This window comes from Streptomyces sp. NPDC091412, assembly GCF_044756885.1.
Classification (GTDB): Bacteria; Actinomycetota; Actinomycetes; order Streptomycetales; family Streptomycetaceae; genus Streptomyces.
The window spans coordinates 344760-359701 of sequence record NZ_JBIVTV010000002.1 but is presented as its reverse complement, the minus strand read 5'-3'; the positions used below and the strand labels follow the sequence as shown (position 1 = coordinate 359701).

The following is a 14942-nucleotide window of genomic DNA, read 5'->3' as shown; positions in this document are numbered from 1 at the left end:
CCCCTGCGGCTCGCACACCCGACGCCTCGCCCACCCCTGCGGCTCGCACACCCGACGCCTCGCCCACCCCTGCGGCTCGCACACCCGACGCCTCGCCCACCCCTGCGGCTCGCACACCCGACGCCTCGCGCACCTCTGGGGCTCCCGACTGCTAACGACCCTCGGCTCCTACGGATGGAGCAGGCGCGGCGACAGCGCCCCGCACGGGACCAGTTCGAGTTCGGCGCCCGCGTCCCGCAGGTCGGCCAGCACCAGCTCGTCGTACATCAGCAGCCCGGACTGCTCGGGCCACACCACCGCCCACAGCCACAACCCGAGCGCCTCGCCCGCGAAGACGGCACGGTCGTCCGGTGCGCCGGACACGTGCCACAGCGGGGTGGGGCGGCCGCCGGCCAGGACCTTGGCGTCGGGCGGCTTCTCCACGTCCAGGTAGGTTCCGGGGTCCGGGCCGTCGATGCCGGCGTAGCGCGCGCCGAGGCCGACGCCGAGTTCCTCGGCGACCAGGATGAGTTCGCCCATGCCGCCGAGCGGCCCGGGTCCGGAACAGGCCACGGCCGTGGCACGGCCGCCGCTGCGGTCGTCCCCGGCGTAGACCACGCCGGTGAACAGCCAGCCGACCGGCAGGGGCCACGGCATCCACACGGGCACCTGGGTGCGCCGCACCACGACACCGAGGGCCTCGACGCTGGGCGGGATCACGGGCTGCAGGGGATACACGGTCCCGTGCACGTCGCACTGCCAGGAATCGCTGAAGAGTCCGGGAGCCCTGACCCGGCCACCGCACTTCGGGCAACTGGGTTCGCCCCTCATAGGGCCCCACGGTCCTACCCCGGCAGCGCCACGTCAAGGACGATCACCCGTCCGGCCCGGGTGCCCGGCCACGACCAACTAGATGCATGTTGCATCAATTAGGGCAGCTAACTTATTATGTGTAAACAGCAACGATCGGAAGGAGCAGCATGCACAGCAGCACAGGAGGTCCCGCGGAGGGCGACGACCCGTTCGACGCGGGCGCGGGAAGCATCCTGCGGCAGCCCAGGGCGGTCTGGGCGACGGCCGGCGCGTCCGTCGTCGCCTTCATGGGCATCGGGCTCGTCGACCCGATCCTGCCCTCCATCGCCAAGGGGCTGAACGCCACCGCGAGCCAGGTCTCCCTGCTCTTCACCTCGTACTTCCTGATCACCGCCATCGCGATGCTGGTGACCGGCTTCGTCTCCAGCCGCATCGGCGGCCGCAAGACCCTGCTGCTCGGCCTCGCCTTCGTGGTGGTCTTCGCCGGGCTCGCCGGCACCTCGGGCTCCGTCGCCCAGCTCGTCGGCTTCCGGGCCGGCTGGGGCCTCGGCAACGCGCTCTTCGTCTCCACCGCCCTCGCGGTCATCGTCGGCGCGGCGGCCGGCGGCAGCGCGGCGGCGATCCTGCTCTACGAGTCGGCGCTCGGCCTCGGCATGGCCTGCGGCCCGCTGCTCGGCGCGCTGCTCGGCAACGCCAGCTGGCGCTATCCGTTCTTCGGCACCGCGTTCCTGATGGCCGTCGGCTTCCTGTGCATCACGGTGTTCCTGAAGGAGCAGCCGAAGCCGGCCCGCAAGACCTCCCTGCTGGACCCGGTCAAGGCGCTCGGCCACGGCGGCCTGGCCTCGGCGGCGGTCTCGGCGTTCTTCTACAACTACACGTTCTTCACCGTGCTGGCCTTCACGCCGTTCGTGCTGAACATGACCCCGTACAAGTCGGGTGCGGTGTTCTTCGCCTGGGGTGTGCTGCTCGCACTGTTCTCGGTGGTGGTGGCGCCGCGCATGCAGGCGCGGTTCGGTTCGCTGAAGGTGCTCGGCGGCTCGCTGGTGCTGCTGGCCGCCGACGTGGTCGTGCTCGGCTACGGCGACCACACCACCGCCGTCGTCTGCACCATCCTGTCCGGCGCCTTCATCGGCGTGAACAACACCGTCTACACCGAGCTGGCCCTCGGAGTGTCGGACGCCCCCCGTCCGGTGGCGAGCGCGGGCTACAACTTCGTGCGCTGGTTCGCGGCCGCCGCCGCGCCCTTCCTCGCGCCGAAGATCGCGGAGTGGACCGACATCCACGTGCCGTTCGTGGTCGCGGGAGCGACCGCGGTGGCGGGCGCGGTGGTGGTCGCCGTCCGGCGCGGATCCCTCACCCACGAGGCGGAGGAGCTCCAGCCGCGGCACGCCACCGAGGACAGCGTCACGGTCTTCGCCAACTGACGGCGACCGGCGGCCTGTTGGTGAGCTTGCTCACTCCAGCGGGACGGAACCGCGGGCGGGGTCCCGCAGGTCCGTCCCGTGGCTCAGCCAGCGCTCGCGCAGGGCCTGCGCGCCGTGCACCCGCTTCCAGGCGGCCTCGTTCGGGGTCATCGGCAGCAGCGGCAGGAACCGTACGGGGTCCAGTGGCTCGTCGAGTTCCAGGTCCTCCACCAGGCCGCCCGGCTCGGCCACCAGGACCGAGGTGAACAGCGCGCCGGGCCACAGCGGCTCGCCCACGTCGAGCGAGGCACCCGGCGCCACGACCACTCCCTCGACCTGCGGAGACGCTCCCAGTACGGCGAGCGGGCGGAGCACCTTGTCGGTGTCGGCGAGTCCGGCGCGGACGGAGAGGACCAGCTCCGCGCGCGGCCCCTTGACCGGGTCGGCGAGCAGCGCGGTGGGGTCGGTCATGGGCCGCGCGGACATGCCGAGCGTGGCGTACCGGACGATGTCCCCCTCGTGGAAGCGCAGCACCTCGAGCCGGTCCGTGCCGAGGAAGGTGACTGCCGCGCGGGCGTCCGGTTCACCCAGCGCGGAACACAACCGGGCCTCTACCAGAGGAAGAACATCAGCCATGCGGCGAGCATAGAACTCGTCAGCGGCAGGCAAAGCGGCACCTTGACACACCGGGCTGCTGATACTCTTGGCCGGTCGTCCGGGGCAGCGCACAGCGGGATGCCCCCCAGGTGTTCAGCCCTGGGAGGTCTCGATCCGGCCCTGACGCCGATGGGACTCCCTTACGAGGGACCGGCCGGAGGAGGTGGGGCTGTCATGGATCGAAGTCGACCGTGCAGTAGCACCCGCTCTTCCCGCCGCTGATGTCGTCGCTCTGACTCCGGTCGGCCGCCACCTCTCGCGTTCGTGCCCCCGCGCACGTCATACGGAAGAGCACTTCGTTTCGTTTGATCTGTCTGATCTGAACCAGTGACGAAGCTCGCCACCGCGACGGTGCGGTGCTCCCCGCTTTGTGGACGTGCCAAACATCCCTGAGGCCACCACGTCCTCATTCCGGGCAGTTCCAACCGCCGTCGGCGGCCCTCGTCGCTCGCTGCGAAGGAGCCCCGCCATGTCGATGATCCGCGACCTGCGTTCCGTGGTCCGCCCCTCCCGCACGGCCGCGCGCCAGGACGACGGCGCGTACGACACCACGCGCGACCCGGCCACGCCCTCGGCCATCGTGGACTGCGCCGTCTACCGCGACGGCTCCCGTGTCCCGACCGACCGCCCGCTCACGCCGCAGGAGGCCATGCGTCAGGTGCGGCGCGACGGGGGCTTCGTGTGGATCGGTCTGCACGAGCCGAACGAGGCCGAGTTCGCCGGTATCGCCGGGGAGTTCGGGCTGCACCCGCTCGCCGTGGAGGACGCGGTCACGGCCCATCAGCGGCCCAAGCTGGAGCGCTACGACGACACGCTCTTCACGGTCTTCAAGACCATCCACTACGTGGACCACGACGAGCTGACCGCCAACAGCGAGATCGTGGAGACCGGCGAGGTGATGTGCTTCACCGGCCGGGACTTCTTCATCACCGTCCGGCACGGCGGGCAGGGCTCGCTGCGCGCGCTGCGGCACCGGCTGCAGGACGACCCCGAGCTGCTGGCCAAGGGCCCCTCCGCGGTGCTGCACGCCATCGCCGACCACGTCGTCGACGGGTACATGGCGGTCGCGGACGCGTTGCAGGAGGACGTCGACGAGGTCGAGACGGAGGTGTTCTCGCCGGGCCGGGGCGGCACCCCGCGCGGCACCGACGCCGGCCGGATCTACCAACTCAAGCGCGAGGTACTGGCGTTCAAGCGGGCGGTGTCGCCGCTGCTGCGGCCCATGCAGCTGCTGAGCGAGCGTCCGATGCGGCTGATCGACCCGGACATCCAGAAGTACTTCCGGGACGTGGCCGACCACGTGGCCCGGGTGCAGGAGCAGGTCATCGGCTTCGACGAGCTGCTCAACTCCATCCTCCAGGCCAACCTGGCGCAGGCGTCCGTCGCCCAGAACGAGGACATGCGGAAGATCACGGCCTGGGCCGCGATCATCGCCGTACCGACGATGGTCTGCGGGGTGTACGGCATGAACTTCAAGTACATGCCCGAGCTGCACCTGAAGTACGGCTACCCGCTGATCGTGGCGGTCACGGCCGCGATCTGCCTGGGTATCCACCGCACGCTCAAGCGCAACGGCTGGCTGTGAGCGGGCTCGTTACTCTTCTGCCATGAACACCGAGCTGCTCGACCAGGCCCTCGTCGAGGAGGCCACGAAGAAGTCCGGCCTCATCTGGGTCAAGGGCCCCGGCGTCCCGGCCCGTGCCCTGTGGCACGTCTGGCACGAGGGCGCCGCGTGCGTGGTGGGCGACGGGCCCGGCGAGCAGCCGCTGCCCGGACTCGCCGACGGGGCCGCCGCCGAGGTGACGGTGCGCAGCAAGGACAAGGGCGGCCGCCTGGTCACCTGGGCGGCGCGGGTCGTGGAGGTCGCGCCGGACTCCCCGCGGTGGCCGGAGGTCGTGGCCGAGCTGAAGGGGAAGCGGCTCAACGCGCCCGACGGCGAGGCCATGACGGCGCGCTGGGCCCGCGAGTGCCGGGTGCTGCGCCTGGAGCCCACGGGGACGACCGCGCCGCTGCCGGAGGGCTCGCTGGCCGAGGCACCGCTGCCGACCCCGGCGACGACCCGCCGGCCGGCTCCGGACGGGCTGCCGCGGCTGCTGGTGAAGAGACGGCGCCGGAAGTAGCCCCCTCCGAGGGAGCAGGGCACGGAGGTCAGGACGTCGGCAGCTGTTTGCCGTAGTCGACCGTCTCGTCCTTCTCGGGCTCGGCCACGGCGAAGTCCTTGCCCCAGTCCGAGAAACTCAGCGTCCCCGCGTCGCCCGCGCGCACCAGGCGCAGCGGGTAGGGGGTGCCCTTCAGGGAGACGTCCAGGGTGCCGCCGGTGCCCTTGCCGCCGGTGATGCGGATGGTGCGCACGCCCGCCTGCTCGTGGTGCCCGTCGGTCGCCAGCGTGCCGTGCAGTGTCAGCAGCCCGTCGAGGAGGACGTCCTTGTCCGTGAAGCCGCTGAACCGCTTGTACGCGGGATCGCCCTGCGGCACCTTCACGTACTTGCCGTCCAGCTTGTCGGCGGCCCCGGTGGCCTTGCCGCCGCCGTCGACCTGGCCCCAGAACCCGGCGTCCGCCTTCAGATACAGGTGTTCCCCGACGCGCAGCAGCCCGAAGGTCACCCCCTCCGAGGTGACCGAACCGGAGCCGCCGTCGTCCTTCAGACGCATGTCGAGCCGGTACGTGCGGCCGTTGGTGACCACGTTCCCGGACAGGTGCACCGTGTCCGCGGCGGCGGCCGCCGCCTTCGTCCTGGCCTGGATCTTGTCGGCCGGGAGTCTGCCCACCCCGTTGGTGCCCGCGTCCGGATCGTCCCCGGAACACCCCGTCAGACCCGCGCCCGCGACGACCAGAGCACACAACGCGCTCGTCAGCGCGGTCCGGCGGGTACGGCCCTGGGGAATCACGGTCACAGGTGGAGCTGCCTTTCTGACGGGTGTCCTGAGCGGCGTACGGCAGCGTACCGGGGCCGGAGGCGCCCGGCGGACCCGGCTCGTGCGGACCCTCACCAGGGCGTATCCGGGGTGGACGGGCTAGCCTGAAGCGCACCTGAGCGGGCATTTGGGAAAAGAAACCCGGCACACACGACACGCACCACACGCACCACACAGCCGTGCAAAGGAGGCGCAGCCATGGCAGCGGGCGCCCCCCGGATCTTCGTCTCGCATCTCTCCGGAGTCGCCGTCTTCGACCCGACGGGCGACCAGGTGGGCCGCGTACGCGATCTGGTCGTCATGCTGCGCGTCGGGCGCAAGCCGCCCCGTCTGCTCGGGCTGGTCGTCGAACTCGCCACCCGGCGCCGCATCTTCCTGCCCATGACCCGGGTGACCGGCATCGAGTCGGGCCAGGTCATCACCACGGGCGTGCTCAACGTCCGGCGCTTCGAGCAGCGCCCCACCGAACGTCTCGTCTTCGGCGAACTGCTCGACCGGCGGGTGACGCTCGCGGAGACCGGCGAGGAGGTCACGGTCCTGGACATGTCGGTGCGGCAGCTGTCCGCGCGCCGGGACTGGGAGGTCGACCGCGTCTTCGTACGCAAGGGCAGGAAGGGCGGCGCGTTCCGGCGCAACCGGGGAGAGGCCCTGACCGTGGAGTGGTCCGCGGTCACCGGCTTCTCGCTGGAGGAACAGGGGCAGGGCGCGGAGAGCCTGCTCGCCACCTTCGAGCAGCTGCGCCCCGCCGACCTGGCCAACGTGCTGCACCACCTGTCCTCCAAGCGGCGTGCCGAGGTCGCCGCCGCGCTGGACGACGACCGGCTCGCCGACGTCCTCGAAGAACTCCCGGAGGACGACCAGATCGAGATCCTGGGCAAGCTGAAGGGCGAGCGCGCGGCCGACGTGCTGGAGGCGATGGACCCTGACGACGCCGCCGACCTGCTCGCCGAGCTGCCGAAGGCGGAGCAGGAGCGGCTGCTGGGGCTGATGGAGCCCGCCGACGCGGCCGGCATGCGCCGGCTGATGTCGTACGAGGAGCACACCGCGGGCGGCCTGATGACGACCGAACCGATCGTGCTGCGTCCGGACGCGACCGTCGCCGACGCCCTGGCCCGCGTCCGCAACCGCGACCGCTCCCCCGCGCTGGCCGCCCAGGTCTACGTGTGCCGCCCGCCCGACGAGACCCCGACCGGGAAGTACCTGGGCACGGTGCACTTCCAGCGGCTGCTGCGCGACCCGCCCTACACCCTCGTCGGATCGATCCTCGACGACGACCTGCAACCCCTCGCGCCCGACGCCACGCTGCCGGTCGTCGCCGGGTTCTTCGCGACCTACGACATGGTGGCGGCGCCCGTCGTCGACGAGTCCGGCTCGCTGCTCGGCGCGGTCACCGTGGACGACGTCCTGGACCACATGCTGCCGGACGACTGGCGGGAGACGGAGTACGACCTGGACGAGGGGGCGGCGACGCATGGTGGCTGAGCGAGAGGGCCTCCGCGAACGGCCGGTGGGGGCCACCGCCGCCGGACGGCCGCGGGCCGGCCGGCTGGACCAGCCGCGCCCGCCCCGGCGCCGGCTGCTGCCGGAGTGGGACCCGGACGCCTTCGGGCGGCTGTCCGAGCGCATCGCACGGTTCCTGGGCACCGGGCGGTTCATCGTCTGGATGACGGTGGTGATCATCGTGTGGGTGCTGTGGAACGTGGCCGTGCCCCGGCATCTGCGGTTCGACGAGTACCCGTTCATCTTCCTGACCCTGGCCCTGTCCCTTCAGGCCTCCTACGCCGCCCCGCTGATCCTGCTGGCGCAGAACCGGCAGGACGACCGGGACCGGGTCAACCTCGAACAGGACCGCAAGCAGAACGAGCGGTCGATCGCCGACACCGAGTACCTGACCCGCGAGATCGCCGCGCTGCGCATGGGCCTGGGCGAGGTGGCGACCCGCGACTGGATGCGCTCGGAGCTCCAGGACCTGGTCAAGGAACTGGAGGAGCGGACCGTCGACGGTCACCGGCGGCACGGGGTATTCCCGGCGGATCACCCGCACACACGTGACATGGACGACCGGTGACGGGGTCCCGGGGCCCGCACGGAGCGCCGTACCATCGTCCTTATGGCTACGGAAGACGCGGTGCGCGCAGCTCTGGCGACGGTTGACGATCCCGAGATCCACCGGCCCATCACCGAGCTCGGCATGGTCAAATCGGTGGAGATCGGCGCGGACGGAGCGGTCGCGGTCACCGTCTACCTGACGGTCTCCGGCTGCCCGATGCGCGAGACGATCACCCAGCGGGTGACCGACGCCGTCTCGCGTGTCGAGGGCGTCACCCGGGTCGACGTCACGCTCGACGTGATGAGCGACGAGCAGCGCCGGGAGCTGGCGACCGCGCTGCGCGGCGGCCAGGCCGAGCGCGAGGTCCCCTTCGCCAAGCCCGGCAGCCTCACCCGCGTCTACGCCGTCGCCTCCGGCAAGGGCGGCGTCGGCAAGTCCTCGGTGACGGTGAACCTGGCGGCGGCGATGGCGGCCGACGGTCTGAAGGTGGGCGTGGTCGACGCCGACATCTACGGCCACAGCGTGCCGCGGATGCTGGGCGCTGACGGCCGCCCGACCCAGGTCGAGAACATGATCATGCCGCCGTCGGCGAACGGCGTGAAGGTCATCTCCATCGGCATGTTCACCCCGGGCAACGCGCCCGTCGTCTGGCGCGGGCCGATGCTGCACCGCGCGCTCCAGCAGTTCCTGGCGGACGTGTACTGGGGCGACCTGGACGTCCTCCTGCTGGACCTGCCGCCCGGCACCGGCGACATCGCGATCTCCGTGGCCCAGCTGGTGCCGAACGCCGAGATCCTGGTGGTGACGACGCCTCAGCAGGCGGCGGCCGAGGTGGCCGAGCGGGCGGGCTCCATCGCCGTCCAGACCCACCAGAAGATCGTCGGCGTGGTCGAGAACATGTCCGGCCTGCCCTGCCCGCACTGCGACGAGATGGTCGACGTCTTCGGCACGGGCGGCGGCCAGGCGGTCGCCGAGGGCCTGACCCGCACCACGGGTGCCACGGTCCCGGTGCTCGGCTCCATCCCGATCGACGTCCGCCTGCGCGAGGGCGGCGACGAGGGCAAGCCGGTCGTCCTGACCGACCCGGACTCCCCCGCGGGCTCGGCCCTGCGGGCGATCGCCGACAAGCTCGCGGGCCGGCAGCGGGGCCTCGCGGGGCTGTCGCTGGGGATCACCCCGAAGAACAAGTTCTAGCCCGTACGAGGGCCGTGGCGGCCCGCACCGCCCGTAAGGCGACAGGGGCGCCGTCCCGCGTGGACGGCGCCCCTTCGTGTCGTCAGCCGTGTGCCGCGTGGCGTCAGGCGTACGCGCTGATGTCCTTGATCATGGCGAAGCCGAGCCCGTACGCGCTCATGCCCCTGCCGTACGCCCCCAGGTGGACGCCCTGGGAGGTCGAACCGGCGAGCACCCAGCCGAACTCCGACTCCCGGTAGTAGAACGGCGTCGGGGCGCCGTCCACGGGCAGGGACAGCATGGACCACTCCGGGCCGGACAGGTCGTCGGCCAGCTCCCACGCGGTCTCCGTCTGCTGCTCCAGCCAGTCGTCCCGCAGGGTGTGGTCCACCTGCCCGGGCCAGGTGAACGACAGCAGGCCCACCGCGGCCAGCCAGGCCGCCGAGGAGACCGAGGTGGCCTCCAGCTGGCCCGTGCCGTCGGCGAGGCGCCGTACGGGCTGGGCGGCGACGGTGACGACGACCGCGAACTTCTCCTTGGACTCGTCCGGCGATCCGGACACGAACTCGTTGCGTACGGACGGCTCGTCGCCGTGCCCGGTCGAACCGTGTTCCACGGAACCGTCGGCCGAGGTGCCGACCTGCATCAGCCAGCGCGGCCCCGTGAATGCCTCGTCGAGGCCATACCAGGGAAAGGGCGCCAGCAGGTAACCGTCGGCCGTGCGCCGGGCGAAGGGGGACTGTTGTCCGCCCTCCGCGGCCGGCGTCTGCGCGCCTGCCCGACTTGTCGTCTCCATGTGCCCGGTGGCCTCCTCGCTCTCGTCGGACCGAGGTGTCCCGCCCCCACTTCGGGCGTACTCGTCCGGTCCGCACAACAACTCGGCAGCATATCCATCCCGCTTCGGACAGCCGGGAAACCGCTCGGCGCGTGGGTCGCGGGTACAGCCGTTTCACGCCGCGCACGGGTCGAGCGCGGCGTGAAACGCGTCACATGGGAACGCGGGTCAGGTGGCGTCCGCGTCGAAGGGCGGGCGCTCGTCCTGAGCGGGGGCCTCGGGCTTCTTGGTCATGTCGATCCGACCGCCGGCCGAACCCGAGGAGCCCGAAGCAGAAGACGTGGAGGACGACGAGGCCGACGAGGCCGACGAGGCCGACGAGGCCGACGAGGCCGACGAGGCTTCGTACTCGTCGCCGTTCACCGCGTCCGTGATCTCGGCCATCTCCTTCTTCAGGTCGAAGCCGTTGCGGATCTCCTGCAGCCCCAGGTCGTCGTTGTTCAGCTGCTTGCGGATGAACGTCTTGGGGTTGAGGTCCTCGAACTCGAAGTCCTTGAATTCCGGGCCGAGTTCGCTGCGAATGTCCTGCTTGGCGCTCTCCGAGAACTCACGGATCTTCCGGATCGTGCGCGTCACGTCCTGGATGACCTTCGGGAGCTTTTCGGGACCGAACACGAGCACGGCCACGATGATGATCGTCAGCAGCTCGAGCGGTCCTATGTCATTGAACACCTGAAGCTCCTTGCGATGTCCTCGGTCCTCGGCCCTCGGGTGGTCCGGTCTGTGTGGGGCTGTCCGTGGTCCGGGCCGGATCCACGGTACCCGGCCCACGTGCCCGACCGGTACCGTCCCGAGGTGTCGGACTGCGTGTACACGACGGATTTTCCGGCTTGTTCCGCACGGTTTGTGTCAGTTGCTGTTCGAGGACCCGAGTACCAGGGAAACCTTGCGTGCCTTTCCGTCGCGTTCGACGGTCAGCTCCAGACGGTCGCCGGGGCGGTGGGCACGTGTCTTGACGATCAGCTCCTCACCCGAGTGGACGCGCTGGCCGTCCACGGCGGTGATGACGTCTCCGCCCCTGATGCCCGCCTTGGCACCGGGACCGCCGGGGGTGACCGGCGGTCCGCCGTCGCGGCCCTTGACGCCGACCCTGGCTCCGTCGCCGGGGTAGTTCATGTCCAGGGTCACCCCGATCACCGGGTGGCTGGCCTTGCCGTGGTTGATCAGCTCCTCGGCGACGCGCCTTGCCTGGTTGACGGGGATGGCGAAGCCCAGGCCGATGGAGCCGGCCTGGCCGGTCTGGAGGTCGGAGCCGGTGTCCGCGGAGCGGATGGCGGAGTTGATGCCGACGACCCGGCCCCGGGCGTCGAGGAGGGGGCCACCGGAGTTGCCCGGGTTGATCGGGGCATCGGTCTGGAGGGCGTCGACATAGGACACGTCGCTGCCGTCGCCCTTCTCGCCGCCCGCCGTGATGGGGCGCTCCTTGGCGCTGATGATGCCGGAGGTGACGGTGTTGGCCAGGTCGAAGGGCGCGCCGATGGCGATGACCGGATCGCCCACCTGCACGTTGTCGGAGTTGCCGAGCGGGATGGGGGTCAGGCCGCGCACACCGCGGACCTGGACGACCGCGAGGTCGTATCCGGCGTCCCGGCCGATGATCCTGGCCTTGGCGGTCTGCCCGCCGCTGAAGGTCACCGATATGTCGCCGCCGGAGGCCGCGTTCTCCACGACGTGGTTGTTGGTGAGGACGTGGCCGAGGCCGTCGAGCACGAACCCGGTGCCGGTGCCCTGCTCGCCGGAGCCGCTGACGTGCAGCGTCACCACGCCGGGCAGGGCCCGCGCGGCGATCCCGGCGACGCTGTCCGGGGCACGCCCGGCGGGCTCCTTCCCGGCCTGCGGCAACTCCACGGTGCCCACGCCGCCGTTGCGCTCGATGTACGCCCCGGCCAGCCCGCCGAGCGCTCCGGACACGAGCGCGAGCACCACGGCCGCGCCCACCAGCGCCCGTGTGACCCGCCGGTGCCGCTGCTCGACGCTGAGCACGCCGGCTCCGGTCTGCTGCAACGGCGCGGCGACCCGGCCACCGGCCCAGGGGTCGTAACGCCCCCAGGGGCCGGCTGGGGCGGCACCGTGGTGGGGCTCTGCGGCGCCGGGGGCGGGCATGCCGTACCCGTCACCCACAGCCTGGGCGGGCACGCCGTGCGACGGGCCGCCCCCGAGCGGGGTTCCTTGCAGCACGCCCGCCGGCATGGCGTCCGCGGGTGGCGCCTCCTGCGGTGCGGCGGCCGGGGCCTGCGGCTGCGAGGGGAGGCCGGAGGGCGCGGGGTGGGTGGGAGCCGGGGGCACCGAACCGTACGGCTGGGTGTCCGCGGCGGGCGGGCCCTGGGGGGCGGGTGCAGAGGGGCCGGAGGACGGTGTGCCCTGGGCGGGCGTCACCGCCGGGTGCTGCACCGGCGGGGCGGGCGCCCAGGGACCGGGCTCACCGTACGGAGGGGTGCTGTAGGGATCGGGATCGTGCAGTGGCCTGGGCCGCTCGCCGGAGACGACGGAGGTGTCAACGGCCCCGGAGGGCCCCTCCACGGGACGGTTGGCGACCGTCTCGGCGGAAGCCCCGGGGACACCGGGAACGGCCTCAGCCACCGGCACGGCGGGCCCAGCGGGTACGACGGGTGCAGCGGGTGCAGCGGGTGCAGCAGGTGCAGCAGGATCGCCGGGCACCGCACGCATGCCAGGTGCGGCAGGTACGGCAGGCGCGCAGGGCACGGCAGGCTCGCCAGGTGCGGTGGATACGACCGGCTCGACAGGCACCGCAGGCACGCCAGGTGCGGCAGGTACGGCAGGCGCGCAGGGCACGGCAGGCTCGCCAGGTGCGGTGGATACGACCGGCTCGACAGGCACCGCAGGCTCACCAGGTGCGGCAGGCGCGCAGGGCACCGCAGGCTCGGTACGTGCGGCAGGCTCCGCAGGCTCGGCATCCGTGCCAAGCGTGGCGGGCGTGGTCGACGCGGCCGGTGCCGCCGGTGTGTGGTCCGTTCCGGCGGCAAGGGTGGACGGGGTGCCCTCCGCCTCGGGGGACGCCGGGCGGGGCCGAGCGAGCTCGAAGTCGCCCGTGTCGGGGGCGGCGCCGGAGGTCTGGAGCGGGCGGTCCAGTTCGTAGTCACCGTCTGCGTCGGCGCGTGCGGGGGGCGCGGCCTGCGCCTGCTCGGCCACGGGCCCGCCGGCTGCCGCACCCTGGGCCGGCGTCCCGGCTGTGTCGGCGGCCGGGGCGGGACCGGACGTGCCCTCCGGCCGGTCGTCCGGAGGGACTGAGCGGCTCCACCACTTCGGGCGGGCGGACTTCGTGGGCTTGCCCTCGTTCATGTTCTCCCCACAGCGGGTCGCGGCACGGCTCGTCGTTCGGTGGCCGTACGGCGTCGACTCCGCGCCCCGACCGGTGTCATGGGCGCGACCACTGTGGATTCAACCAGGTTCCCGCGCCGGGGCGCAGGGACCGGTCAGCGCGCGGTGCGGGAGGAGGCGGTGGGAGAGGGCGCGGCGAGCAGACCCGGGGTGGTGAGCCCCGGGTCTGCGGACCACGAGGTCAGGGAGATCGGCGGGGTCGCGGTGAGCGGACGTATCAACGGCGACATGACGGCCGCGCCGGCGACCACCGGGGTGGTGAGCGGATGCATCACGTTCTGCGTCTGCCCGCCGGGAGGCACGGCCCCCGGCAGCAGCGGTGCGGCCGGCGGCGTCGAGGCCGCCTGCACCGAGCCCGACGACCGCTGTCCCCGGCCCGACTGCGGCGCGGCCGACTGGCGGCGCCGCGCGGTGTCGGAGGCCGACGCCGCGCCCGCGCCCGCACCCGCGGTGCGCGCCGGAATCACGTTGCTGCCGGCCCCGGAGCCACCGCGCGCTTCCGCGGCGGTGTCACCCGCCGAGCCGCCGGTGGTCACCCCGCCCAGGGCGAGGGCGGCCAGCGACACCGCCCCGGCGGCGACGAACGCGAACCGCAGCCCGCGCGAGGCGGACCGCTCGCTGTCGGGACGGCCGACGGGGTGGACCCGGAAGCCCCGGTCCTCGGCGGGGACGGCGGGGTGCGACCGGGCCGGCACATACCCGAACTCGAACTGCTCGCCGCGCTCCACCCCGAACACCCCGGAGCCCGAGGACAGCCCCCCGGGCAGCCCTCCGCCGCCCAGCGGCGAACCACCGCCGCCACCGGTACCACCCCCCGGGAGGCCCTGCAGGCGGGCCAGGAAGCTCTCGGAGGGAGGCGGTGGGGCCGCCTGGGCGAAGACGTTCTTCAGACGGCGCTGTGCGTCGACCTCCGCCTTGCACTTCGGGCAGGTGGCCACATGCGCCAGGACACGCTCGCGCGTGTCGTGACCGAGCTCGCCGTCCACGAGGGCGGCGAGCCGGTCTCCCAGATGCTGTTCCGCGAGGCGCCCCGCGGGGTCCGGCCGTGATCCACTCACGCGGTCGCGCCCCCTCCCCCCAGCGCGGGGACCGTGGCCACGAAGCCGCGGCGCTCGGCCCGGGCCTGCGGCGAGCGGTGCGCGAGGGCCTTGCGCAGCTGCGAACGGCCGCGGTGGATGCGGGAGCGCACCGTGCCCAGCTTGACGCCCAGGGTCGCGGCGATCTCCTCGTACGACAGTCCTTCGATGTCGCACAGGACGACCGCGGCGCGGAACTCGGGCGCGAGGGTGTCCAGGGCCTGCTGCACGTCCGCGTCGAAGTGCGCGTCGTTGAACAGCTGCTGCGGAGTGGGCTCCTTGCTGGGCAGCCGCTCGGCCGCGTCGTCGCCGAGCGCGTCGAAGCGGATGCGCTGCTTGCGGCGGACCATGTCCAGGAAGAGGTTCGTGGTGATGCGGTGCAGCCAGCCCTCGAACGTGCCCGGCGTGTAGGTCGACAGGGAGCGGAAGACGCGGACGAAGACCTCCTGGGTGAGATCCTCGGCGTCGTGCTGGTTGCCGGTGAGGCGGTAGGCCAGGCGGTAGACACGGCCGCTGTGCGTGCTGACGATCTCCTCCCAGGTGGGCGGAGTCCACGCCTGCCCGTCCGCGTCGGTCGAGAAGGTCGCGGTCTGGGTGGATTCGGCGGCGTGGCTCACGTCAGCAGCGGTGTTGGTCACGGATTTCGGCCTGCCCGCCGATCCGAGAAAGCGCCGTAGCACTCCTCCCCGATCTCCAGGCGC

General features: G+C 72.3%; 14 protein-coding genes. 6 read left to right on the top strand and 8 right to left on the bottom strand.

What is annotated here, in order from left to right:
• Nucleotides 1–168: 168 nt before the first annotated feature.
• Nucleotides 169–810 (bottom strand): DUF6758 family protein, encoded by a 642-nt coding sequence (locus ACIQMV_RS05765; protein WP_225075451.1) that lies wholly within the window; start codon nucleotides 808–810, stop codon nucleotides 169–171.
• A gap of 149 nt (nucleotides 811–959) precedes the next feature.
• Between ACIQMV_RS05765 and ACIQMV_RS05760 the strand changes: the two genes are divergently transcribed.
• Nucleotides 960–2216: an MFS transporter gene (locus ACIQMV_RS05760; RefSeq protein ID WP_402591403.1), complete on the top strand. Its 1257-nt coding sequence runs from the start codon at nucleotides 960–962 to the stop codon at nucleotides 2214–2216.
• A gap of 30 nt (nucleotides 2217–2246) precedes the next feature.
• Here the strand turns inward: ACIQMV_RS05760 and ACIQMV_RS05755 are convergent, their stop codons facing one another.
• Nucleotides 2247–2831: a suppressor of fused domain protein gene (locus tag ACIQMV_RS05755; protein ID WP_141358660.1), complete on the bottom strand. Its 585-nt coding sequence runs from the start codon at nucleotides 2829–2831 to the stop codon at nucleotides 2247–2249.
• Between the two features lie 490 nt (nucleotides 2832–3321).
• Between ACIQMV_RS05755 and ACIQMV_RS05750 the strand changes: the two genes are divergently transcribed.
• Nucleotides 3322–4437: a magnesium and cobalt transport protein CorA gene (locus ACIQMV_RS05750; protein ID WP_141358662.1), complete on the top strand. Its 1116-nt coding sequence runs from the start codon at nucleotides 3322–3324 to the stop codon at nucleotides 4435–4437.
• A 22-nt stretch (nucleotides 4438–4459) separates the two neighbouring features.
• On the top strand, nucleotides 4460–4972 hold the full coding sequence (locus ACIQMV_RS05745) for a hypothetical protein (RefSeq protein WP_225075448.1): 513 nt from the start codon (nucleotides 4460–4462) through the stop codon (nucleotides 4970–4972).
• Nucleotides 4973–5000: 28 nt separating this feature from the next.
• On the opposite strand, the gene ACIQMV_RS05740 is transcribed toward ACIQMV_RS05745, so the two are convergent.
• Complete coding sequence (locus tag ACIQMV_RS05740) at nucleotides 5001–5747, bottom strand: hypothetical protein (RefSeq protein ID WP_172632853.1); 747 nt, start codon at nucleotides 5745–5747, stop codon at nucleotides 5001–5003.
• A gap of 219 nt (nucleotides 5748–5966) precedes the next feature.
• Between ACIQMV_RS05740 and ACIQMV_RS05735 the strand changes: the two genes are divergently transcribed.
• The 3 genes from ACIQMV_RS05735 to ACIQMV_RS05725 are packed head-to-tail and all read left to right on the top strand — an operon-like array spanning nucleotide 5967 to nucleotide 9012.
• Nucleotides 5967–7250 (top strand): magnesium transporter MgtE N-terminal domain-containing protein, encoded by a 1284-nt coding sequence (locus ACIQMV_RS05735; RefSeq protein WP_141358666.1) that lies wholly within the window; start codon nucleotides 5967–5969, stop codon nucleotides 7248–7250.
• Nucleotides 7240–7836, top strand: a complete 597-nt coding sequence (locus tag ACIQMV_RS05730; RefSeq protein ID WP_402591400.1) for a DUF1003 domain-containing protein — start codon at nucleotides 7240–7242, stop codon at nucleotides 7834–7836. Before ACIQMV_RS05735 ends, ACIQMV_RS05730 begins: the two co-directional genes overlap by 11 nt.
• 42 nt (nucleotides 7837–7878) lie before the next feature.
• Nucleotides 7879–9012: an Mrp/NBP35 family ATP-binding protein gene (locus tag ACIQMV_RS05725; RefSeq protein ID WP_402591398.1), complete on the top strand. Its 1134-nt coding sequence runs from the start codon at nucleotides 7879–7881 to the stop codon at nucleotides 9010–9012.
• Between the two features lie 103 nt (nucleotides 9013–9115).
• Here the strand turns inward: ACIQMV_RS05725 and ACIQMV_RS05720 are convergent, their stop codons facing one another.
• From ACIQMV_RS05720 to sigE, 5 genes are all read right to left on the bottom strand, one after another.
• Nucleotides 9116–9787, bottom strand: coding sequence for a hypothetical protein (locus ACIQMV_RS05720; protein ID WP_402591396.1), 672 nt, complete (start codon nucleotides 9785–9787; stop codon nucleotides 9116–9118).
• 207 nt (nucleotides 9788–9994) lie between these two features.
• Nucleotides 9995–10498, bottom strand: a complete 504-nt coding sequence (locus tag ACIQMV_RS05715; RefSeq protein WP_402591394.1) for a sec-independent translocase — start codon at nucleotides 10496–10498, stop codon at nucleotides 9995–9997.
• 177 nt (nucleotides 10499–10675) lie between these two features.
• A complete protein-coding gene (locus ACIQMV_RS05710) occupies nucleotides 10676–12493 on the bottom strand; it encodes a trypsin-like peptidase domain-containing protein (protein ID WP_402591392.1) in 1818 nt (605 codons plus the stop codon).
• Nucleotides 12494–13260: 767 nt separating this feature from the next.
• Nucleotides 13261–14223 (bottom strand): anti-sigma factor family protein, encoded by a 963-nt coding sequence (locus ACIQMV_RS05705; protein ID WP_402591390.1) that lies wholly within the window; start codon nucleotides 14221–14223, stop codon nucleotides 13261–13263.
• Complete coding sequence (sigE, locus tag ACIQMV_RS05700; RefSeq protein ID WP_141358680.1) at nucleotides 14220–14921, bottom strand: RNA polymerase sigma factor SigE; 702 nt, start codon at nucleotides 14919–14921, stop codon at nucleotides 14220–14222. The genes ACIQMV_RS05705 and sigE overlap by 4 nt, the downstream gene beginning before the upstream one ends.
• Nucleotides 14922–14942: the final 21 nt, after the last annotated feature.

Coding starts and splice junctions, on each gene's coding strand:
- ACIQMV_RS05745 (WP_225075448.1), top strand. CDS start 4,460: ATGAACACCGAGCTGCTCGACCAGGCCCTCGTCGAGGAGGCCACGAAG.
- ACIQMV_RS05730 (WP_402591400.1), top strand. CDS start 7,240: ATGGTGGCTGAGCGAGAGGGCCTCCGCGAACGGCCGGTGGGGGCCACC.
- ACIQMV_RS05720 (WP_402591396.1), bottom strand. CDS start 9,787: ATGGAGACGACAAGTCGGGCAGGCGCGCAGACGCCGGCCGCGGAGGGC.
- ACIQMV_RS05725 (WP_402591398.1), top strand. CDS start 7,879: ATGGCTACGGAAGACGCGGTGCGCGCAGCTCTGGCGACGGTTGACGAT.
- ACIQMV_RS05760 (WP_402591403.1), top strand. CDS start 960: ATGCACAGCAGCACAGGAGGTCCCGCGGAGGGCGACGACCCGTTCGAC.
- ACIQMV_RS05765 (WP_225075451.1), bottom strand. CDS start 810: ATGAGGGGCGAACCCAGTTGCCCGAAGTGCGGTGGCCGGGTCAGGGCT.
- ACIQMV_RS05710 (WP_402591392.1), bottom strand. CDS start 12,493: ATGCGTGCGGTGCCCGGCGATCCTGCTGCACCTGCTGCACCCGCTGCA.
- ACIQMV_RS05735 (WP_141358666.1), top strand. CDS start 5,967: ATGGCAGCGGGCGCCCCCCGGATCTTCGTCTCGCATCTCTCCGGAGTC.
- ACIQMV_RS05750 (WP_141358662.1), top strand. CDS start 3,322: ATGTCGATGATCCGCGACCTGCGTTCCGTGGTCCGCCCCTCCCGCACG.
- ACIQMV_RS05755 (WP_141358660.1), bottom strand. CDS start 2,831: ATGGCTGATGTTCTTCCTCTGGTAGAGGCCCGGTTGTGTTCCGCGCTG.